The 19,379-nt window shown below is 63.2% G+C and carries 22 protein-coding genes; 19 read left to right on the top strand and 3 right to left on the bottom strand.

Annotated elements, in window-relative coordinates; translation table 11 throughout:
• Nucleotides 1-106: 106 nt before the first annotated feature.
• Nucleotides 107-376, top strand: a complete 270-nt coding sequence (locus tag GQO94_RS13615) for a hypothetical protein (protein ID WP_017184787.1) — start codon at nt 107-109, stop codon at nt 374-376.
• Here the strand turns inward: GQO94_RS13615 and GQO94_RS13610 are convergent.
• Nucleotides 373-1,668 (bottom strand): hypothetical protein, encoded by a 1,296-nt coding sequence (locus tag GQO94_RS13610; RefSeq protein ID WP_017184786.1) that lies wholly within the window; start codon nt 1,666-1,668, stop codon nt 373-375. The two genes, GQO94_RS13615 and GQO94_RS13610, sit on opposite strands and share 4 nt — an antisense overlap.
• Before the next feature lie 110 nt (nt 1,669-1,778).
• Between GQO94_RS13610 and GQO94_RS13605 the strand changes: the two genes are divergently transcribed.
• A complete protein-coding gene (locus GQO94_RS13605) occupies nt 1,779-2,744 on the top strand; it encodes a lytic transglycosylase domain-containing protein (protein WP_037515329.1) in 966 nt (321 codons plus the stop codon).
• A gap of 38 nt (nt 2,745-2,782) precedes the next feature.
• Here the strand turns inward: GQO94_RS13605 and GQO94_RS13600 are convergent, their stop codons facing one another.
• Nucleotides 2,783-3,277, bottom strand: coding sequence for a hypothetical protein (locus GQO94_RS13600; RefSeq protein WP_017184784.1), 495 nt, complete (start codon nt 3,275-3,277; stop codon nt 2,783-2,785).
• A gap of 151 nt (nt 3,278-3,428) precedes the next feature.
• Nucleotides 3,429-3,749 carry a hypothetical protein gene (locus GQO94_RS13595; RefSeq protein WP_230461512.1) on the bottom strand — a complete coding sequence of 107 codons (321 nt, stop codon included), beginning with the start codon at nt 3,747-3,749 and terminating at the stop codon, nt 3,429-3,431.
• 489 nt (nt 3,750-4,238) lie between these two features.
• On the opposite strand from GQO94_RS13595, the gene GQO94_RS13590 reads away from it, so the two are divergent.
• From GQO94_RS13590 to GQO94_RS13510, 17 genes are all read left to right on the top strand, one after another.
• On the top strand, nt 4,239-4,559 hold the full coding sequence (locus tag GQO94_RS13590) for a TrbC/VirB2 family protein (RefSeq protein WP_017184782.1): 321 nt from the start codon (nt 4,239-4,241) through the stop codon (nt 4,557-4,559).
• Nucleotides 4,560-4,618: 59 nt separating this feature from the next.
• Nucleotides 4,619-4,909 carry a type IV conjugative transfer system protein TraL gene (traL, locus tag GQO94_RS13585; RefSeq protein WP_017184781.1) on the top strand — a complete coding sequence of 97 codons (291 nt, stop codon included), beginning with the start codon at nt 4,619-4,621 and terminating at the stop codon, nt 4,907-4,909.
• A 1-nt stretch (nt 4,910) separates the two neighbouring features.
• Nucleotides 4,911-5,492, top strand: a complete 582-nt coding sequence (locus GQO94_RS13580; RefSeq protein WP_017184780.1) for a type IV conjugative transfer system protein TraE — start codon at nt 4,911-4,913, stop codon at nt 5,490-5,492.
• Nucleotides 5,489-6,325: a type-F conjugative transfer system secretin TraK gene (locus tag GQO94_RS13575; protein ID WP_017184779.1), complete on the top strand. Its 837-nt coding sequence runs from the start codon at nt 5,489-5,491 to the stop codon at nt 6,323-6,325. The genes GQO94_RS13580 and GQO94_RS13575 overlap by 4 nt, the downstream gene beginning before the upstream one ends.
• 4 nt (nt 6,326-6,329) lie before the next feature.
• Nucleotides 6,330-7,667 carry a TraB/VirB10 family protein gene (locus GQO94_RS13570; RefSeq protein WP_017184778.1) on the top strand — a complete coding sequence of 446 codons (1,338 nt, stop codon included), beginning with the start codon at nt 6,330-6,332 and terminating at the stop codon, nt 7,665-7,667.
• Entirely contained in the window at nt 7,654-8,529 is an 876-nt protein-coding gene (locus GQO94_RS13565; RefSeq protein WP_017184777.1) for a DsbC family protein, read from the top strand. Before GQO94_RS13570 ends, GQO94_RS13565 begins: the two co-directional genes overlap by 14 nt.
• Nucleotides 8,526-9,536: a TraV family lipoprotein gene (locus tag GQO94_RS13560; RefSeq protein ID WP_017184776.1), complete on the top strand. Its 1,011-nt coding sequence runs from the start codon at nt 8,526-8,528 to the stop codon at nt 9,534-9,536. Before GQO94_RS13565 ends, GQO94_RS13560 begins: the two co-directional genes overlap by 4 nt.
• Nucleotide 9,537: 1 nt before the next feature.
• Complete coding sequence (gene traC, locus GQO94_RS13555) at nt 9,538-12,123, top strand: type IV secretion system protein TraC (protein WP_017184775.1); 2,586 nt, start codon at nt 9,538-9,540, stop codon at nt 12,121-12,123.
• Nucleotides 12,124-12,126: 3 nt separating this feature from the next.
• Nucleotides 12,127-12,480 (top strand): hypothetical protein, encoded by a 354-nt coding sequence (locus GQO94_RS13550; protein WP_017184774.1) that lies wholly within the window; start codon nt 12,127-12,129, stop codon nt 12,478-12,480.
• The gene (locus GQO94_RS13545) at nt 12,473-13,162 is read left to right on the top strand and encodes a type-F conjugative transfer system protein TrbI (protein WP_026002700.1); all 690 of its coding nucleotides are present in this window, start codon (nt 12,473-12,475) and stop codon (nt 13,160-13,162) included. The genes GQO94_RS13550 and GQO94_RS13545 overlap by 8 nt, the downstream gene beginning before the upstream one ends.
• Nucleotides 13,143-13,676 (top strand): S26 family signal peptidase, encoded by a 534-nt coding sequence (locus GQO94_RS13540; protein WP_017184772.1) that lies wholly within the window; start codon nt 13,143-13,145, stop codon nt 13,674-13,676. Before GQO94_RS13545 ends, GQO94_RS13540 begins: the two co-directional genes overlap by 20 nt.
• Nucleotides 13,673-14,329 carry a type-F conjugative transfer system protein TraW gene (traW, locus tag GQO94_RS13535; protein WP_017184771.1) on the top strand — a complete coding sequence of 219 codons (657 nt, stop codon included), beginning with the start codon at nt 13,673-13,675 and terminating at the stop codon, nt 14,327-14,329. Before GQO94_RS13540 ends, traW begins: the two co-directional genes overlap by 4 nt.
• The gene (locus GQO94_RS13530) at nt 14,329-14,598 is read left to right on the top strand and encodes a hypothetical protein (RefSeq protein WP_017184770.1); all 270 of its coding nucleotides are present in this window, start codon (nt 14,329-14,331) and stop codon (nt 14,596-14,598) included. Before traW ends, GQO94_RS13530 begins: the two co-directional genes overlap by 1 nt.
• Nucleotides 14,598-15,617 carry a conjugal transfer pilus assembly protein TraU gene (gene traU / locus GQO94_RS13525; protein ID WP_026002699.1) on the top strand — a complete coding sequence of 340 codons (1,020 nt, stop codon included), beginning with the start codon at nt 14,598-14,600 and terminating at the stop codon, nt 15,615-15,617. The genes GQO94_RS13530 and traU overlap by 1 nt, the downstream gene beginning before the upstream one ends.
• An 11-nt stretch (nt 15,618-15,628) precedes the next feature.
• A complete protein-coding gene (gene trbC / locus GQO94_RS13520) occupies nt 15,629-16,375 on the top strand; it encodes a type-F conjugative transfer system pilin assembly protein TrbC (RefSeq protein WP_017184767.1) in 747 nt (248 codons plus the stop codon).
• Entirely contained in the window at nt 16,372-18,237 is a 1,866-nt protein-coding gene (locus GQO94_RS13515) for a conjugal transfer protein TraN (protein WP_017184766.1), read from the top strand. Before trbC ends, GQO94_RS13515 begins: the two co-directional genes overlap by 4 nt.
• A gap of 271 nt (nt 18,238-18,508) precedes the next feature.
• Nucleotides 18,509-19,324: a conjugal transfer protein TraF gene (locus tag GQO94_RS13510; protein ID WP_026002698.1), complete on the top strand. Its 816-nt coding sequence runs from the start codon at nt 18,509-18,511 to the stop codon at nt 19,322-19,324.
• Nucleotides 19,325-19,379: the final 55 nt, after the last annotated feature.

Here is a 19,379-nt window from a genome sequence, read left to right as displayed (position 1 = left end):
CGACCTTTGGCATCTGTGCATCTCAGATGAGGCAAGTTCCAATTTTGCGGTACCTGATACTCCGATTAGCCTTTGTGCACGATTATCGGCTATACAGGTTGCTGAGATGCGATATCTGACGGCGATCGAACTGGCGAACTGGATGGCGCTTTATGTCGCTGCCGGTTCGTGCTGCGTGATCGCCATGGCGCTCTCCTGCGCGACGACAATGGTGGAAGTGGTTCGCGAGCGCGGCTGGTCCAGCGTCAATTCCCTTCGGTCCGCCATCCTGTTTGTCCCGAAAATATGGTGGCGCTGGCAAAAGCTGTACCTGACTTCCATGCCTGTGACGCTCGGCATCGTCATTCTCTTCGCCACATCGATGCGCTGGAGCTAGGCGCCCGCCGCGCGACGGACGATAGCGCCGATGCGGCCCGTTTCCACATCCGCCGGTGATACACACACGAGTGGACCAATTTGCGCCATGCGCGGATGAGTGACAGCTTTTGCGGCTAGATACGTCTCATCAGTTGATCCCATGGCTTCCACGATGATCGACCTGATCTCGCCGGTTTCGCGAGAGCGCAGTTCCAGGATGAAGTCAGGCCGGCAGGCGCCGATCGGCGTAAGTGTGTCGAAAACCGGTTTCTCAATGGTGAGGTCGATTCCGATGCGATCGAACGTCCATTGGAGTTTGATCAATTCGCGGAGCACTGCGCGTTCAAATTCGGAATCTACCGGAACGAAGCGTTTCCCTGAGAAAATAGGCTGGGCGTAGGCACGGAGCGGCGCATACCCATGGGCTTCAGGATATTCCCCAGCAACGACGATCGTCAGGTAAGGCCCCTTGATCTGGTTTCCACGGATCGACGGCGATTGGACGCGATTGGCGAGGACAACCGGATCGCTTCCCGGCACATATATGGTGGAGCCGCGGACATCCTGAGCAAATAGGGCCAGGAACGCCTGCGGAGCATGGCCGCGGGGCCAGCCTCGGGCAAGTTCACGCAGACGCGCGTACATGCGTCGGCTGTGTAGCGCCTGAGCATGCGTCCAGAACGCGCGACCCAGTTCAATGCCTGGCGCGATTTCGACTTTTCCGGCCGCAACGGAGAGCACGCGGAATTCGGTTTTGATGGAACGCTCGGCCGTATCGAACGATGGAGGCAGGCAACGATTCAAGCCGGAAAGAGCAAGAAGCCGCCAAAGCAACCGCGCCAGGCGCGGGATCGATGCCTGACGGGTACGATCATCGGTGCTGTCCTCCTCGGGACGTTGGGCAAGCTTCTCGGGCGCGGGGCGCAGAACCTCGAAATAGCCGGCGGGCGGTTCCGCAGGGCTTTCCTGTGTCCACACTTCGGTGATGCGGTTTGTTGCCTGTTCGCGGAAAAACGGGCAATCGGGTTGATGCTCGGGCCGATCAGTGCTCGTAAGACGCCGCAGGTAGTAGGTTTCAGCTTCCGAGAGGAAGGCGGGAGTCAGGATGGGCGGCGGTTCACCTGGCGGCAAGCAGTCACAGGCGATCCACTTTTCGCCGATGCGCGCTTGCTGGACGAGCATGATCCCCGCTTCTTCATCGGCCCGGGCACCTTGGCCGATGTACCAGCGAACCAGGGCATTCCGAACGGCCTCTGGAAGAGGAATTCGGCCCTTTCCGCAGCCATTGCTGTATCGCGCGATCAGCCACATTTCGCTCTCGCAAGAGCTGTGCGGCCGGCCGTCAGAGTGTCTCGGGGCGGATTGACAAGATGGACTCGGCTGGCGTCCATTTTCCTCGGTTCAAGAATGGGGAGGTCGTCATGCGTGCTTTTTTCTTGGGTGTCGCCACCGTCGGCCTGATCTGTTCCGTCGAAGCGCCCGCCGTCTCGAGGCCTGAACACGCGGTCCGAAGCGTCCAGCTCATCGCGATGGGCGCCCCGGTGAAGCAAGACGTCGCGGCGCCGGCTGCGCCAGTTCGGGATCTGCCAGATGCGACACTGTTGCCGCCGGTTGGGGACTTTCGGGTGCATGACCTCAGTCGGCAATGGGTGGAATTCCAGATGGCGAACAATTTCATGGACACAAATCCCCGGTCGGCGCCTGCCGATGCCGAAGATCCGTTCGCCCATGTGGGCGTCGCGCAGTTGGGCGCGATGGCGGTCGAAGCACAGCTCCCGCCTGCATCCAGCGTGCCTGTCCCGCTCTGGATGCGAGGCGGCGCCATGTTCGCGTCGGCGGCTTATCATTATGTGCCTGGCTGCTCTTCGCCGGGTTACCGGCCGACCGGATTTCTGACGTCCGATGCCGAGATGCGCCGGGCTAGTTACTACGACATGATGAGCAACATCGCATGCCAATATGGCATTCCGGTTGGCCTGTTCGATGCCATGATCATCCGGGAAAGCCGGTATCGGCCCGACGCTTTCTCGCGCAAGAACGCATTCGGGCTCACACAGTTGATGCCCGACACGGCAGTTGCACTGGGCGTCAACCGTTACAGCATCAATGAGAACCTGCGCGGGGGCGCGAAATATCTGCGCCAGCAGCTCGACCGTTTCGGCCACTATCATCTCGCGCTCGCCGCCTACAATGCAGGACCGGGGCGGATTCGGAATGGCCTGGTCCCGCAGATCCCTGAAACGCAAGCCTATGTGGACAATGTTCTGCTCAACTGGTCGCGATTGAGCGGGATCGGGCGCCAGGCGACAATCATTTCGACGACAGCCGGCCCTAACACGCAGCTGCGCCCAACAATCGGAAGGAAGGCGTCCGTCTCGACATTCTAGCCGCATGGTTTGCTGATCCATGTCCACGAACAGTTCGGCTAGAGGTCGAAATCGTCGCCATGGGTGAGGCGATTTCTGCGCTCATGAATAGCTTGGACCTCCTCGGTCACCTTCTTGATCAATGCGTTTTGGAGCGACGGGCTCCAGGCCAGCCTGATCTCGGTTCCATCGAAGCCACCCAATTCCTCGAGCACATCAATCATTCGCTCAGGCGCGCGCACGCATATGTCGCAGAGCATGAAGACAGCCGTCGAATAACATTTCTGATAATATTCATCGAGACCTTTGAAGGTTTTCAGGCACACATATGCGTGCACTAGATTCATGCCGAGCGCGTGCAATATTGTTTCAAATTCAGGAAGCGTCATGGTGACGCGTTTTTCGGGCTTGCTGTGCAGCAAAACGCCCAGCCTCGATTTGCTGATACCGGTCAGGTGGGCGAGTTTGCGTTGAGTTGCTTTCTTGCAAGCCATCGCCCGCAGGATCAGAGGCACATAGTCCCTCTGCAGCTCGTCGCCTTGGGCGAGCTCCACAACTTACGCCCCTAACTTGGCAAGAGATGTCATATCGATCCCCCAATGCCGTTCGGATGGGGAAGACAATCATAGCAGAAAAGCCAATGCAAGCGTGGTTTCGACCAGATTTGTCCGAACCGAAAGGCTAACGCATTGGTGACCGCGCTTGTTAGTGCCGGGACCCCTTGAATGGGCCGGTCTCGCGAGGTTGATCGAACTCGTCCAACTGGAGCTTGGAAATCACGCGAGCTGCCCGCTGCTCGACTATATAGTTGAATAAAAGGGCAGAAAGAGCGTCCCCAACAGAAATGTTGGTTTCGAGTCTTGTTTCGAGCAATTCTTTTATTCTCTCAAGATTTTTGGCACTCGTCTCCGTAATCTCTAAATGGATCTGAATGCTTCCGCCTGTAGGGACAGCCACCAGATGGCGCTTTAGGTTCTCCGCATCCTCATCATCTATCTTTTCTATTCCTGGAACGCGGCTGTTCACGAGATTTTCGAGCGTCTGATAGCACTTAGTACTATTAGAATGAAGGCGAAGGCTCTCAGTCGTGAGATGAAAGAAGCGTTCGGAGATATCCAGTGTAAAGTCTCGTGAGTCAGCGCCCATAGTGCCCACGTCCTGAACTGCCCTCATCCATTAGAGCCCGATCGATGGTCGGTTGCCTTGCCGGGATTATGAACAGGCAATGGTTAATATCTGACGAGTCTTGCGCCGCGAATCTACCGCGAATGAAGCCTGTCCGCAATTGCAGGGCATAACGCCCCGTCAACCCGGCCAATTTGCCCCATATGACGGGGCAGGATGCCCTGATCACCGGGACACGGTGCCCCATTTTCATCACCGACATCGAACATGATCGAAAATTTTCCCGATTCGGGAGGGGGCTGATCCCATACGTCGTTGCGGTGCGGCGATGTGATTGGCCAGCTTTGTTTGGGCGCGGTTCCGTCGCGTCTCCAATCGAAGGAAATCCACATGCAGTCTGTCCTCCAAAAGAGCGGACACGCGGAGCTGGCGATCCTCGCCCTCGCCGTACTCCTGTTCGCTTTTCTCTTCTTCGCCGGTCCCGCCTTCGCCGGCGCCGACACGACGTTCAACACCGCGCTCACTAAGTTCACCGACTTCCTCGAGGGATCCGGCGGCAAGATCATCACGGTGCTCAGCCTCGCCGGCGGCGTGGTCGCCCTCGCTTCGGGTCGCTTCTCGATGGGGCAGATCGCGATCCCGGTCGGCGTCGGCGTCGGTGCCGGAACCGGCGTGCCGATCGTCACGTCCACCGTGACCGCGACGATCTGAACCGATCCCAGGCCTGTGCGGAGTAGCAGCTCCGCCCAGGTCCAGGAGGGGGTGGTGCAATGGCCGCAGACAAGTACGTCATTCCAACTCATCTCGACGATCCCGAGCTGATCGGGCTGTGGACGCTGGATGAGTTCCTGGCGATGGTTATCCCATTCGTCTGGGGGATCCTGTCTCAGCACATCCTTATCGGCATGCTTCTTTCGGGGGCGGGCTGGTGGGGTCTCAGAAAAGCTAAGGCAGGCCGGGCGACGTCCTGGCTGCTTCACCTGGCCTATTGGCATCTTCCGGCCGGCTTCACCGGCCTGAGAGCCACGCCACCCTCATATCTTCGACTGATGGCGGGGTGATATGGAACTTTCCTACAGCCATACGAACAGCCAGCGGATCCTGCGCCAGCGCAACATTCTGGCCGTCGCCGCGGTGGCGCTCGCCGTGATCACCCTGCTGCTCTGCACGGTCAGCCTGTCGCGCGACCGCGAGGTGGTGCTGCAACCAGTGCTGCGTTCTCCGCTGACGGTCAGCTCTGCCGGCGTCAGCCGCGAATATCTGGAGATGATCACGCGCGACACGGTCGTGCTGACGCTCGATCGCAGCCCGCAGAACCTCGAATACTGGATGAATGCGGTGCTCGACATTGCGAGCCCGCGCACGCAGGGCAAGATCAAGGCCGACCTGCTCAAGATCGTCAGCGAGCAGCGCGGCTCCTCGATCTCGCAGTTCTTCACCATCCAGAAGATGGAGATCGACACCAGGAACCTCCGCTCGGAGGTGACCGGCGAACTGCACACGATCGTCGGCAACAAGGTCATCTCCAGCGAGAACCGCACCTTCCGCTACGACTGGGAATATTCCGGCCTGTCGCTGAAGCTGGTGGGCTTCGGGATGGTGAAGACCGGCTCCGCGAAAGACCAACAGGGGAGCTCATCATGATGCCGGTCTATGCTATCGGGAGTGCCGCGCTCGGCACTGCCTTCCTCTCGCGCGTGACTTGCCACGCGAGCCGCTTCATCGGCGCAAGCCTCGTCGCCCTGGCGGTCTTCCTCATCGCCGAGCCGGCCTTCGCCGATCAGACGATCATGGCGAGCGACAGCGCGCAGGTTGATTGCACCGCGTCGGCCAAGGATCTGACCCGCATCAGCCTCGTCGAGGACGAGTTCGCGAGCGTGTCGAAGATCTCGACCGGCAATCCGCAGGACGACTTCTCGGTCGTCAACGAGCCGGTCCGCGGTGACATCTACCTGTCTGTGCCAGACGGGTTTGGCCGACCCGCGCTTTCCTTCTTCGCGACCAGCAAGCGCGGCTACGTCTACAAGTTCGTGTGCCGGATCAGCGGGGACCAGGCCGCCCAGGTCTTTGTTTCGAACCCTGCGATCGCCAACGAAAAGGCGGCCGAGAATGGTCCCGCCAATCAGCTGGGACCCCAGGATGCCGCCGTCGAGCTTGTCCAGGCCATGTATTCGAATGCCGTCGCCGATGGCTACGAGATGCGCCAGCGCACCCTGCGCCCCGTCTATGTTGGCACTCTCAAGGTCCAGATGATCGCCGAATATCGGGGTTCCGAGCTGACCGGCCGGGTGCTTCGGATCGAGAACAAGGGTGACCAGAGCGTCGAGCTTACCACAAGCATGGTCGCTCCTTCGAGCGCGCTCGCCGTCTCGATCGCCGACACCAAGCTCGCACCGGGCAAGGTCACCACGGCCTACCTCGTCTCGCAAAATGGTCCGAGCCCCTTGGCTGGCCAAAATACTCCTACGGGAAGGTGAGGATATGGCTCTTTCCGATTTCCTGAAGCGCAGTCGCCGTCCTCTCGACGGCGGCAGCGAGGGCGGCACCGAAGAGGGAGTTTCCCCGCTGTCGGGCGATCTCGGTGCCAATGACGCAGTCCGCCGCCGCCAGCGTCTGCTCCTCGCCGGCGTCGCGGGCGTGGGCCTGGTCCTTTCGTCCTTCTGGATCTTCGGCGGCGACGGCGACAAATCGAAGGAGACCGACGACGGCGTCAGCGAGGTCGACGTCTCCACCAAGGATCTCGTCAACCGCAACCTCTCCCAGCAGGAATGGATGGCGCTTTCGGAGAACCGCTTTCAGTCGACAGAAAACCAACTCAAGTCGATCGACGGGCAGAATAGCCGGCTCGAGGCGCTGACCGCGCAGGTCGAGGCGCTGAAGGGCCAGAATCAGGCGATGCAGGCCGATGGCCAGCGGGTCCTGTCCGCCTACCAGGCCGAAAACGAGCAACTTCGCCGGCAGGTCGCTGATCGCCGGACTGCCGCAGCACCGGCGCCCGGCCCGGCCGCAATGTACGGGCCCTATGGTCCGCAGGCCTATCAGCGACCGGGCGCGCAGGGCGGAACGCAAGCGGCGGCTCCGATCGCTTCGGCCGCGGAAGTGAAGCTCGTCAACTTCACGACGACGGATAGCGGCAACGCCTCCCGCATTGCCAAGGGCAACACGGTCTATACCGACAGCGTCAACTATCTGCCGCCCAACAGCTTCGCGCGTGCGAAGGTGATCGTGGGCGTGGATGCGAGCGCGGGGGTCAACAGCCAGAGCGATCCCTTGCCCGTCGTGCTGCGTGTGACGGGTCCGGCGCGCTCGGTCTACCAGAACGGCCGCCTGCTCACGACCAAGATAGAGGGCTGCCTCATCAACGGCGCGGCGCGCGGCGACCTCTCGAGCGAGAAGGTCTACGTCAAGCTTCAGAAGATGACCTGCCCGCAGCCCGGCGGCCGCTACGCGGTCTCCGAGGTCAAGGGCTTCATCGCCTTCGGGGGTAAGACGGGCGTGCGTGGCCGGGTGGTGTCCCGCGAAGGCTCGCTCGTGACCCAGGCCTTCCTGGCGGGCCTTGCTGGCGGCTTCGGCCGTGGCTTCTCGGCGAATGCCAACTCGGTCTTCCAGGGCACCAACATCACGACCAACGGCCAGCGCCAGAAGCTCTCGACGGGCGACATCCTCGAGGGCGGTTTCGGCGAGGGCGTCGCCCAGACTGGCGACATGGTCTCCAAATATCTGATCGAACGCGCCGAGCAATACCAGCCCGTGATTGAGATGCCGACCGGCATCGATGTTGAGATTGTCTTCCTGGAGGGTGTCTATGTTCGCAATTGATCGTCTGCGCGCGCTGGGCCGCCCGTCGCGCCTCGTCCTCACCACGCTCCTCGGGCTGAGCGTCGCCGGCATCGCGCTCGCGGCCGACACGAACAGCCCGGAAGACCGGGTCCGGTTGCTCCTAAAGACGCGGCTGCCCAAGACACCGGTCACCGCTATCGATTGCGGCAAGATCAGCGGCCTTTGCGAGATTACCGCGGGCGCCAACCTGTTCTACGTCGATACGGGCGCGCGTTTCCTCGTCATCGGCCGCGTCTATGACATGCAGACCCGGCAGGACATCACGGCCGCCCGTCTGCTCGAGATGAACCCCGACATGCTCGTCGGCGCAGCCGCGAAGGCCAATGCGGCGGCAAATGCGGGCGGCGAAGACGATACTTCACAGCTCGCTGCGGCAACGCCGGGCCGGGTGGAGAAGCCAGTCCGCCCTGCGACGCCGCAGAAGCTCTCGCTCGCCGAGCTGCCCCGAGACGGTGCGATCGTCTGGGGCAATCCTTCGGGCCAGACGATCACGGTCTTCACCGATTTCCGCTGTGGCTATTGCCGGGCGCTCACCAGTGTCCTGAAGGACATGAACGTGCGGGTCGTCGAACGGCCGATCTCGGTGCTCGGAAGCCGCGATGTCGCCGACCGCGTCTACTGCGCCAGGAACCGGGAGGCCGCGCTGCATGCAGCCTATGCCGGAGAGGAAATCAAGGCAGGACCTTCCTGCAACACCTCGGGGCTCGATGCGAACGAGGCCTTCGCCCACCGCCATGGTCTCAGCGGCACGCCGGTCATCGTGCGCGGCGACGGTGCGGTGATCGAGGGCTACCGGCCGCGCGCCTTCCTCGAGAATTGGCTCAAGGGAGGCCAGTCGTGATCCGGCGGTCCTTGGTTGGGCATGGCGGCGGCCGCCGTCGTCTGTGGCTGCCGGGTGTGCTCGGGTTGACCAGTCTCCTGGCGCTCAATGGCTGCGCCAGTTTCGGCGGCAATGTGCGCGGCAGCTTTTCCTGCGCGGCGCCCGACGGCATCTGCGCGCCGAGTTCGACGATCGACGACAGGGCGCTTGCGCTCATCTCGGCGGACCCTTCGGACGGCGATGCTCTGCCCACCGGCAATATGCGGCAGCCGATGCGCGGGAAAACCAATCGCGTGGCGATGGGCCAATCCGCGCGCCTTGCCTCGACCGATGCCGGACGCAGCCAAGAGAAGGTGCTGCGGATCGTCTTTCAGCCCTATATCGACGAGCGTGGCCGGCTCCACGAGGCCAGTGCGGTCCATGCGGTCGTCGCGAGCGGGGAATGGCGGCAGCAGGCTCTGATGCAGGCGTCCATGCCGGCGCGGGCGTCGGCGGTGGCACCAGACATCCAGGAATCGCTTGGTGATGCGGTCGACCGCATCGATCCGCCGCTGACAGGCTTCGCCGACAGCGATCCGAACGGACCGGACCCGGCGGCCGTTGCGGCTGCCCGGGCGCGCAAGCCTGATCCGGCCCCCGATCCGGTCAGTGCGATCAAAGCGGATGTCAGGGCGCGTCTCGCTCCCAGGGCGCCAGCGACATCCGGTTCGGGAACGGCGGCGGCTTTGAGCCATACTCCGCCGGCTGCCGCTTCGACGGTGCCTCATCCCCCCTCTGATGCACCGGCGAGCGGCAGTCCCGAAGCCAAGGCGGCCTCGGCACCCGCTCCGCAGCCTATGAGCGCGACCGGCGCGGCGGCGGTCGCGCGCGTGAAGGCCGATCCCCACTATCAGGAGGTCGCCAATGGCGCGGCTAAGGATGCCCGGGATGCCGGCGTTGCGCAGACCGGAGCGGCAGCCGCGCCGGCGGCGATCGGCGCGACGGTGAAGGCCGCGAACTTCCCTGCTGCCGTGCCGGAGGACAAGTGAGATGGCGGGGAGCTTCTTCGAGAGCCTGCTGTCCGGGATCCTGGGCGACGCCAAGCGGCCCGACGCCGAGCGGCCGGAGTTTGGCGTGCCGATGCTGGCGCATTGGCTGCCCTATCGCAGCTATGATCCCAAGACCGGGATATTCTACAACAGCGCATCGCGCGGCTTCGTGATCGAAGCAGCGCCGCTCGTCGGCGCGGACGAACGCACGGGCGAGATCCTGACCCAGTTTCTCTCGGAGGCGATTCCTGCCCCCGGCTGTCTGCAGTTCCACCAATGGATGAGTCCGCGGATCGGCGAGCGCCTCTCCAAATGGTATCTCCCGCGCTATTCCGCGCGCGGCGTCTATGAGCGCATGGCCAAGCACCGGGTCGACTTCCTGACCGACGGGGTCTGGAAGTCGCTTTCGGCCGACGCGCCCTTTTCGCTTCGCAATCACCGCGTGGCGATCTCCTATTCGACGCCCGAGAGCTCGAGCGTGACGGCAGAGGAGATCGTCGCCGTCATGGACGGCATCATCTCGGCGCTTGCCTCGATCAATGTGTCGGCCAGGACGATGGATCCGCAGGCACTCATTGCCTGGATCGACGACATTACCTCGCCGACTACTGCTGCCGGCGAGGACGTGGTCAGCTATAATCCGCTCGATCCGATCGCGGACCAGGCAATCCGCCGGGACGTCGAATTGCATATCGAGTCTGACCGGATGCTGCTTCGCACCGAGCGATTCCGGCCCACCGGCAAGACCATCGACGAAGCGCCGGAGATCGGTGAAATTCTGCCGGACGTCTTCGACGTCCGCTCGTTCTCGGTGCGCAACCTGCCGGCACGCTGGGCGCCATGGGACGTCGCCCGGCTGATCGGCGACATGTTTACCGACAAGCTGCGCATGCCGTGCCCGGTCGCGACCAATCTCTGTGTCGAATTCCCCGATCCGATGGCCGCGAGCAACAAGGCCAGCTTCAAGTTCATGCGCACAACGAGCCTGGCCGATTCAAAATCGTCGCGCTTCCTGCCGCAGCTGCGCGATCAGAGCCAGGAATGGCGCTATGTGAACGACGAGCTGCGCCAGGGCCGCAAGCTCGTGCGCGTCTTCTTCAGTGTCACCGCCTTCTCCCCGAAGGGCCGGGGGGACGCGAACGAACGGGTACTCAAATCCGTGTACCGGGCAGCGGGCTGGGATCTTCTCGACGATCGCTACCTGCAGATCATGGGTCTGCTCTGCGCGATGCCGATGACGATGGCCAACGGTCTCGCGCGCGATCTCGAGCGCATGAAGCGGATGCGCACATTGCTGACCACGACCGCCGCTAATCTCGCCCCCATTCAGGGCGAGTTCCTCGGGAGCCAGGTGCCCCATCTGATGCTGATCGGCAGACGTGGTCAGCCCTTCTTCTGGAGCCCGTTCGAGAATGCGGCCGGCAACCACAATGTCGCTGTCTTCGGCAAGTCGGGCTCCGGCAAATCGGTGACGCTGCAGGAGCTGTGCGCGTCATTCTGTGGCGCCGGCGCCCGCGTTGTCGTCATCGACGACGGACGCTCGTTCGAGCATTCCGCCAAGCTCCAGGGCGGCGCTTTCGTCGAGTTCACGATGGCTTCGGGCTTTTGTCTCAACCCGTTCAGCATGATCGACGAGGAACTCGCGGCGACCGATGAGGACTATCTCCTCGACTGCATGGCAATGCTCAAGGCCATCGTGAACCAGATGTCGCGCCACATGGATCGGCTCAACGATACCGAGCGCGGCCTGATCGACGGCGCAGTCAACACGGTCTGGGCGGAGAAGGGGCGGGCTGGTTCGATCGATGATATCATCACCGCCCTGGATGCGACCGGCAACCAGCAGGCCACCGATCTTGGCATAGCTATGCGGCCATTCTCCTCCGCCGGCACTTATGGCCGCTTCTTCCAGGGCGAAGTGTCCTTCGAGTTGTCGGCCCAGCTCACCGTTTTCGAACTCTCCGATCTTTCGTCACGTGAGGAACTGCGCAGCGTAGTGCTGGCCGCGATCATGTTCATGTCACAGCAAATGATGCGTAAGGTCGACCGTTCGATCCCCAAGGCGCTATTCCTGGATGAAGCGTGGCAGATGATGCGCGGCGGGGCGATGGCCGAGTTCATCGAGGCCTTTGCGCGTACCTGCCGTAAATATTATGCGTCGCTCATCACCGCGACCCAGTCGCTCAACGACTATTACAAGTCTGCGGGTTCGATCGCCGCCCTTGAGAACAGCGACTGGTTCGTCATTCTCCAGCAGAAGCCGGAGACCATCGCCGACTTCAAGAAGCATGATCGTTTCGAGATGGACGACTATACCGACGCGCTGCTGCGCTCGCTGAAGATCAACGGCCGCGAATATTCCGACATTCTGATCAAGGGGCCAGAGACGTTGGCGGTCGGCCGCCTGGTGCTCGATCCCTTCTCGTCCACGGTCTATTCCTCCAGTCCGGCCGTCTACGCCGCCATTGAGGATCTCGTCACGCAGGGCCTCACCATGGATGAGGCGATCGAGCGGATCGCCTTCCCGGACAACCCGGAAAAATGGGCCTCTCACGAGGATCCCGAGCTCGCGCAAGCGGCGGAGTGAGCCATGGCCAGCAGCACAGAGCCGAGGGTACAGCCATCGGCGCCGCCGTCGATCGACGCGCGCGCGATGCTTCATTTCACCCTGTATTTCGGCGGCTTCCTCGCATCAACGCTGCTCATGACCTGGGGCCTGTTCGCGCTGTTTTTTCTCGCCCTTGGCGGCTTCTCGCTCGATGGCCTGATGAACCAGCTCAACAACCTCAGCACCCGCTACGTCATCGCGACCCCGGATCGGGTCGCATCGTTCAAGACCATCTTCGCCGTCGCACATCTCATCCTTTCCGTGGGGCTCATGGTCCTGCGGAGAGGCAGGATCCTGCCTTCGGCCCGATCGCAGGGAGACCCCCGCCATGGCTGAGCAACCCGAACTCGACCTTCCCGCGCCACCGGTATCGCCAGCAGCGCCAGCGAAGCCCAGACGAACATTCTTCGCTGGCTTCAGCCGTATGCAGATCCTCGCCGGGCTGATCCTTCTGGCCACTGTGGTCTGGGGCATGTGGGTCACCAAGACACTGGTGACGCCCAAGCAGGATCATATCGTCTCGGCGCGGCTCTCCTCGATCGTCGGGGAATATGTGCAGGCGCAGGCGCGCTCGACATCGCCTCCGGCGCAGGTCGAGGCCGAGATGCGGGGCTTCATGGCGTCGCTCGACAAGGAACTGCAGCGGCGCAGTGCTGGCGGCCAGATCGTGCTCGTCGGCGAAGCCGTGCTCACGAAGAACGTGCCCGATATAACCGACAGCCTCAGACAATCGGTCTACGCCTCGGGCGTCCCGCGGCCGCGCCAAGCTTCGGCCGAGGAGCTGCAGCAGATGAATGCCCAGGCGATGGCGGCCGCGAGACCCCAACTTGCAGCCCCGGCTCAGATGCCGGGCCAGATGCCCGGGGCTGCTCCTCCGATCGATCCCATGATGGCCGCACAGGGCATGGCGGCGCCAGGAATGGTGTCTTCAGGGCAGCAGCAGCCGGTTCCGCAATATGCTCCGCCAGCTGCGCAAGTTTCGACCTTCGGAGGCTCCGATGGCATCGGCGGCCAGTGAGGCGCGCCCAAGCTGGCGGCCACGCACGCGGCTATGGCTGTTGTTCGGCCTGTTCATCGCGGGCAGCGTTCTGCTCAGCGCGATCAGCGCATGGCGCGACGATCATCTGCTGCTGATCAACACGACGGGTTCGCTTCCGAACTGGGCCTTCCTCATCCAGCGCCACAAGCTGCCGGCGCGCGGAGACTATGTTTTCTTCGACCCGCCGCCAAGCACGCTCCTGCGTCGCCACTTCGGCGCGAAGCCGCGGATGTTCGGCAAGATCGTCTACGGCATGCCGGGCGACACGATCAGCCACGTTGGCCGCCAGGTTGCGGTGAACGGCCACCTCGTCGCGCAGATGAAACCGCTCACACGCTTTGGTGAACGCCTGACGCCGGGCGCAACCGGCCCGGTGCCGCAGGGATGCTATTTCGCGGCTACGCCGCACAAGGATGGCTTCGACAGCCGCTATGCCGAAATCGGCTTCGTATGCGCGCGCCAGGTCATAGGAACCGGGGAGCCGATCCTATGAGGGTGCTCATCTCAGGCGGGCTGGCCATCGCCGCAACGGTCGGCGGGTTGATCGTCGTTGGGCCGATGCGGTCGGAGGCCAAGGACTATGGCCAGGCCGCGCAGGCGTTCCCGGTCATCGAGCCCGATCTGCTCTCCACCATTGAAAACCGCCTGCGCCGCGCAGAGGCAAGCGGCGAGCTCGCCCGGACCAACGAGATGTTCGCCAAGCGCGTCGAGGCGAAAGTTCGTCGACCCGATCCCGTCACGGGGGTCACCCCGGCCCGGACCGCCCGGAGCTGGGACTTCGATCCGTCGGTCACGATGGAACGCGACATCCGCGACCAGAAGGGCAACCTGATCGCCCCAGCGGGACAGCGGATCAACCCGCTCGACTTCGTCTCGATCCGTCAGGACCTTGTCTTCATCGACGGTGACGATAGCGAGCAGCTCGCTTGGGCCACGACGCGCTACACGGACCTCAAGGCGAAGATAATCTTCGTGCGTGGATCGCCGGTCGAGCAGATGACCGCGAAGAAGCGGCGTTTCTACTTCGATCAGCAAGGCAAGCTCACTTCCCGCTTCGGCATCGAGCATACGCCAGCCGTGGTCACCCAGGCTGGCAAGGTGATGCGCGTCTCCGAGGTGGTGTTGAAGTCCGGGAGCCCGGGCTGATGCCGCTGTGGCTCGACATGCTCCGAACGCCGATGGCGGCACCCGAGACTCGCGATCTTCGGCGGCTGCGCCGGATCTGGCAGGTTCTTTGCCTGCTACTGGCCGCCAGTGTCGCGGGCTTGCAGCCGTTGATGCGGATCAGCGGTCAGGCGGCGCCCTGTGCGATCGCGTCGCTGCTGGCGGCCACGCTGTTGACCACGGCGCTTTACCTCGCGCGCAAGCATCGCGCGGACACCGCCTTTCTCGAACCTGCCGGGGAGGATCAGTGATGCGCGGCTTTCGATCAGCTCTGCGGCTTCTCGTCATGGCGCTGGCAGCCTTCTTTCTGGCGCCGAGCGCACAGGCGGCAGGGCCGACCTGTCACGGGAAGTTCGTCAATCCGATCACCGACGTGTGTTGGTCTTGCCTGTTCCCACTCTCGGTCGGCGGCCTCAAGATCTGGCCGAGCGGCCGGCCGGATACGAGCAATCCCGCTTCCCCGATCTGCTTTTGTGGCAGCCCGCTTCCCAGGATCGGCATCTCGGTCGGCTTCTGGGAGCCGGTGCGGCTCGCGGACGTCACAATGAAGCCCTGGTGCTTTCCTAATCTCGGGGGTGTGCGCATCGCGCCGGGGTTCGACATCGGCCAGGGCTATCTGGCCGGCCCCTCGATGGTGGGCGGCCGCTCGCAGAGCACGGCCAAATGGCACGTGCACTGGTACGTCTATCCGCTGCTCTACTGGATGGAGATCCTGACCGACTTCGTCTGCTTCGAGCAGGCGAGCTTCGACATCGCCTATATGACCGAGGTCGATCCGCTCTGGCAGGACGATAGTCTGACGGCGCTGATCAATCCGGAAGCCGTCGTCTTCGCTAACCCGATCGCCCAGGTCGCCTGCGCCGGCGACTGCATCGCCGGGACCGTCCACCTGCCGCTCGATCCGCTGTTCTGGTGTGCGGGGTGCCAGGGCAGCATGTATCCGCTCAACGGCAACGTGCCGTCCTCGATCGGCCATGTTCAGTCCTCGCGGCTCGCACTGTCGCGCTTCGCCTACAAGATGCACCGCGAAGCTCTTGCCTGGGGGACGATGGGCTCGGCCGGGCTCTGCAAGAAGTACCTCATGCCGATCATGCGCAAGCAGCAATACCGCTTCCAGATGGTCAATCCGATCCCCACCGTGAGCGGCCGCTTCGCCTGCTCCACGATCGGGGCATCCACCATGCCGCCTGACGCAGGTCGCGCCTATCCCGCCGCCGGCGAGGACATGGGCTACCTCGTCTGGCGCAAACGCAATTGCTGCGTGCTGTAGGGGGCCGTCCAATGCGCAAATACCTCTGGGGCTTCGCAGCGATCCTTGGCTTGGCGAGCGTGACGGCCTTGCTCGCGCAGACCGTCGACGGGATCGACGTCCAGGCGATCAAGCAGCGTTCGGCGGACCTACAGGCGGATGCCGAGGCTTTCGTCAACCATGTGAAGGATAGGGGCGACGCCTTCCGCGAGGACGCGCAGACCGTTCGCGACGCTGGCATGGAGAACATGCAGCGGGTCGCCAAGAGCGATCTGCCCAAGGGACCGGCAGGCCCCGTCGATTTCGACGAGATCGTGGCCGGTGCCGCGTCGAACGCGACGGCAGGGAAGGGCGAGGCGCCCCAGTTCATCGTCTTCGCGAGCCTGTCGATGCCACCGCAGTCGCTGCAGAAGCTGATCGGCGACACGGCCAGGGCCGGCGGGGTGGTCGTGTTCCGCGGCTTCCCCAACAATTCGATGAAGGAGTTCGCCACGAGCCTTGGCAAGATCATCGACCGGCAGGACGATTTCGCCAATGTCGGCATCGATCCGCGGCTGTTCCGCGCTTTCGATGTCCAGGCAGTGCCGACATACGTCAGTGTCTCGTCGGACTTCGATCTTTGCGCCGGCTTCTCCTGCCAGACCAAGCTGCCGCCCTATGATCGGCTCGTCGGCAACGTCTCGGTCGAATATGCGCTCGAGCAGTTCGCGGACGGTAATGGCCCGGGCGCACGGGTCGCAGCGGTTGGCCTCGCCAACATGCGCAAGGCCCATCCATGAGGGCGTATCTCGTCCTGGCTGCGCTCTTCGGCGTCGTTATGGCGAGTTCGCCCGCGCTTGCCCAGATGACGCTCGACGAGGCGCGCCAGGAGGGGAAGGCGCTGGGTACGGAGAAGCGCAACGATTCCACGCTGGTGCCGTCCAGCGATGCGCAAGCCGCCGCGGTCCCCGGCTATTCCGGCACGAGCTTGCCCGAAGGATCCTATTTCGACGATCCCGGTAAGCTTGAGTCCGACGCCCAGGCGGCCAAGTCGTCCAACGAGCAATATCGCATCACCACCGATGCCGATCACAGCCGGGCCACGTTCAGCAATTCCGAGATCCTCGCGACCACGGCGCGCGCGACATCGGTCGAAAACGATCCCTCGACCTATCTCGCTGGCGAGGAAATGGGCGGCACCAAGGGCACATGCGTGCCGCTGCCCGCCGCGCCGGGGAGCGCGGGCTATTATGAGGCGAGTTGCAACGCCGGCAGCAAGGTCACCACGGAAGCCCGGACCTGCAACGTCAGCCTTGACGTTCACACCGAGAAGCGGACGATCTACACCTATTACACGGGTCGGTTGAGCTTCCTGCCGACAGATGGCGGGCCCTATCCCGCCCGCGCGGCTTTTGACGACGAGATCGCCACCGGCATCTGCTGGGAAAGCCGCCCGATCGACTATTGCGACAATATGAGCGCCTATGGATATACTGCGGCGCCGACCTGCAAAAGCCTTGGCCACACCGCCGTCGAGGTCAAATGCACCGCCGAGGCCCAGGGGATCACGCCGGGCGAGTATCATCCGGGCTATGTGCTCTCGACCGGCAATTACTGGCTCACGAAGCAGGAAGAACCGGCCGTGCCGGTCATCACGCGCAACGAGGGGCTATGCGCCGCCAATGCCGGCGACCCGAACTGCACGCTCGAGACCGAAGTGTGCACGTCGAGCGACCCGGTCACCCGGATCGTCGACGGCGTTCCTGTCACCCAGCCCTGCTGGGCCTGGCAGCGGACCTATCAATGCCACCGGATCTCAACAGCCAATGACTGCGGTGATCTCGAGGCGAACGGGAGCTGCACCTATCTGCGCACAGAATGCCTTGACGAGGAGCCTGATGGCGGGCCCTGCAAAGTCGAGAACCGCGTCTACAGGTGCCCGACGCCTTCCGGAGGCACGAGCGATGCGCCGCAATATATCTGCGGCGACGACGTCTATTGCATCAACGGCGACTGCGAGCCGATCGTTCGCGAAGCGTCGACCGAGTTCAAGGACGCGCTCGTTGCGCTGCATGCGATCGACCAGGCGGGCAAGGAGTTCAACGAAGCCGATCTCCGGGTCTTCAGCGGCACGCGCGAGACCTGCCACAAGCCGGTGTTCGGCCTTATCAACTGCTGTGCGGGCAAGACGTCGGGTTTGTTGACGGTCGGCGCTGGCGCGGCTGCGCTGGCGGGCGGTCCCGCGGCGATCGCCGCGCTCGCGACCCCCTTCCTGGTCCTTTTCGCATGTTCACAGGACGAGATGAGGCTCGACATCAAGGACCGGATGGGCCTGTGCCATAATCTCGGCACCTATTGCTCGTCGAGTTTCCTCGGCATCTGCAGCACGCGGCGCACCGCTTATTGCTGCTTCGAGAGCAAGCTCTCCCGCATCCTCCAGGAGCAGGGCCGTGTGCAGCTCGGCAAGCCGTGGGGGGCGCCGAAAAAGGAACAGTGCATTGGCTTCACGATCGACGAGTTCTCGCGGCTCGACCTGTCGGTAATGGATTTCACCGAGGTTTATGCGGACTTCATGGATGCGGCCAAGCTGCCGGACGAAGTCCAGACCATGACCGAAATCCAGCAGAAAATTCAGAACTACTACGACCTCCACGGCAAGTGAGATGGGCCGATCCGATCTCCTTGCCGCAGGGGCCGCAGCGCAAACCCAAGGAAAGTGACCATGCCTATCCCTGTTCTCGAGCTGCCCCTCGTCCTGGCATCCCTGGCGCTGCAACCGTCGGCCCCAACGCCCCACCATCGTTGCGGTGGCTCTCCCGCGACCGTGGCCGATTGCTGCGTCCACCCCGCAGCCTGGGACAGTCTGACACCCAACCCACCGCTCGCACTCCCTTCCGCGCAAACCGCCTCAGCCGATGAAAGGACGAAGCGTGATGTCCCCCGTCGCTAAACTCTCGATGCTGCTCGCCCTGTCGATTGGGACTGCTGCTCCCCTGTTGGCGCAGGATGCGCCGCCGTCACGCGACACGATCGAGCAGAACCGGCCGGATGCTTTCTACTGCGGCGAGCGGAAGCTCGGACAATGGTTCTATTGCGACAAGCCCAGACCCTTGCCGCGCGAGGCGCAACCGTCGCCGCCGCCGAGCGCGGTCGACCGGATGGCGGCGATCACGAAGCAGCTCGACGAATTGAAGGCCAAGGCGATCCTGGAGCCGACCGAAGAGAACGTCATCGCCTACGTCCGCTTCCAGCGCGAGCAGCTCGACCGCGCCTCGACTTTCTCCGACGTGTGGCAGCGCGCGCTCTGGCAGAACCCCGACATCGACTACACGTTGCAAAGGCCCGTCTCGACGGTCGGCAAGCGTGCCTGGCTCGACAATCGAAAGGCCGATCGCGACGCGGTCCTGACCAACCTGGGGCAGCGCTACGGGCTGTTCTACTTCTTCGCGCAGAGCTGCGGCGCCTGTGAGCTGTTCGCCCCGATCCTTCGCTCGGTGACCGACAGCCACCGGATGGCGGTCATGGCCGTATCGATGGACGGGGGGCCGAGCCGCGATTTTCCGGAACATGTCGTCGATTCCGGGCAGCGGGCGCGCATGGGCGTGCCGGGCAATGAGACACCGGCGCTGGTCCTCTTCGACACGGTGACCAAACGGACCATTCCGGTTGGATACGGCATCCTGAGCGCCGATGAGATCATGGATCGCATCTTCACGCTCACGAACACGAAAGTGGGGAGCGATTACTGATGGGACAGGATCATCGCAAAGGGCGCGCCCGCCGCTTCTTCCGCTCGGCCGCCGG

Source organism: Novosphingobium aquimarinum (assembly GCF_009746585.1).
GTDB lineage: Bacteria > Pseudomonadota > Alphaproteobacteria > Sphingomonadales > Sphingomonadaceae > Novosphingobium > Novosphingobium aquimarinum.
The sequence above is the reverse complement of the archived record's forward strand: the minus strand, read 5'-3'. Positions and strand labels throughout refer to the sequence as shown.

Excerpts from the sequence above, each read along its gene's own strand:
- GQO94_RS13605 (WP_037515329.1), top strand. The coding sequence starts at position 1,779 with ATGCGTGCTTTTTTCTTGGGTGTCGCCACCGTCGGCCTGATCTGTTCC.
- traW (WP_017184771.1), top strand. The coding sequence starts at position 13,673 with ATGAGGGTGCTCATCTCAGGCGGGCTGGCCATCGCCGCAACGGTCGGC.
- traC (WP_017184775.1), top strand. The coding sequence starts at position 9,538 with ATGGCGGGGAGCTTCTTCGAGAGCCTGCTGTCCGGGATCCTGGGCGAC.
- GQO94_RS13615 (WP_017184787.1), top strand. The coding sequence starts at position 107 with ATGCGATATCTGACGGCGATCGAACTGGCGAACTGGATGGCGCTTTAT.
- GQO94_RS13570 (WP_017184778.1), top strand. The coding sequence starts at position 6,330 with ATGGCTCTTTCCGATTTCCTGAAGCGCAGTCGCCGTCCTCTCGACGGC.
- GQO94_RS13545 (WP_026002700.1), top strand. The coding sequence starts at position 12,473 with ATGGCTGAGCAACCCGAACTCGACCTTCCCGCGCCACCGGTATCGCCA.
- GQO94_RS13610 (WP_017184786.1), bottom strand. The coding sequence starts at position 1,668 with ATGTGGCTGATCGCGCGATACAGCAATGGCTGCGGAAAGGGCCGAATT.
- GQO94_RS13580 (WP_017184780.1), top strand. The coding sequence starts at position 4,911 with ATGGAACTTTCCTACAGCCATACGAACAGCCAGCGGATCCTGCGCCAG.
- GQO94_RS13550 (WP_017184774.1), top strand. The coding sequence starts at position 12,127 with ATGGCCAGCAGCACAGAGCCGAGGGTACAGCCATCGGCGCCGCCGTCG.
- GQO94_RS13575 (WP_017184779.1), top strand. The coding sequence starts at position 5,489 with ATGATGCCGGTCTATGCTATCGGGAGTGCCGCGCTCGGCACTGCCTTC.
- traU (WP_026002699.1), top strand. The coding sequence starts at position 14,598 with ATGCGCGGCTTTCGATCAGCTCTGCGGCTTCTCGTCATGGCGCTGGCA.
- GQO94_RS13515 (WP_017184766.1), top strand. The coding sequence starts at position 16,372 with ATGAGGGCGTATCTCGTCCTGGCTGCGCTCTTCGGCGTCGTTATGGCG.
- trbC (WP_017184767.1), top strand. The coding sequence starts at position 15,629 with ATGCGCAAATACCTCTGGGGCTTCGCAGCGATCCTTGGCTTGGCGAGC.
- GQO94_RS13540 (WP_017184772.1), top strand. The coding sequence starts at position 13,143 with ATGGCATCGGCGGCCAGTGAGGCGCGCCCAAGCTGGCGGCCACGCACG.
- GQO94_RS13530 (WP_017184770.1), top strand. The coding sequence starts at position 14,329 with ATGCCGCTGTGGCTCGACATGCTCCGAACGCCGATGGCGGCACCCGAG.
- traL (WP_017184781.1), top strand. The coding sequence starts at position 4,619 with ATGGCCGCAGACAAGTACGTCATTCCAACTCATCTCGACGATCCCGAG.
- GQO94_RS13510 (WP_026002698.1), top strand. The coding sequence starts at position 18,509 with ATGTCCCCCGTCGCTAAACTCTCGATGCTGCTCGCCCTGTCGATTGGG.
- GQO94_RS13590 (WP_017184782.1), top strand. The coding sequence starts at position 4,239 with ATGCAGTCTGTCCTCCAAAAGAGCGGACACGCGGAGCTGGCGATCCTC.
- GQO94_RS13565 (WP_017184777.1), top strand. The coding sequence starts at position 7,654 with ATGTTCGCAATTGATCGTCTGCGCGCGCTGGGCCGCCCGTCGCGCCTC.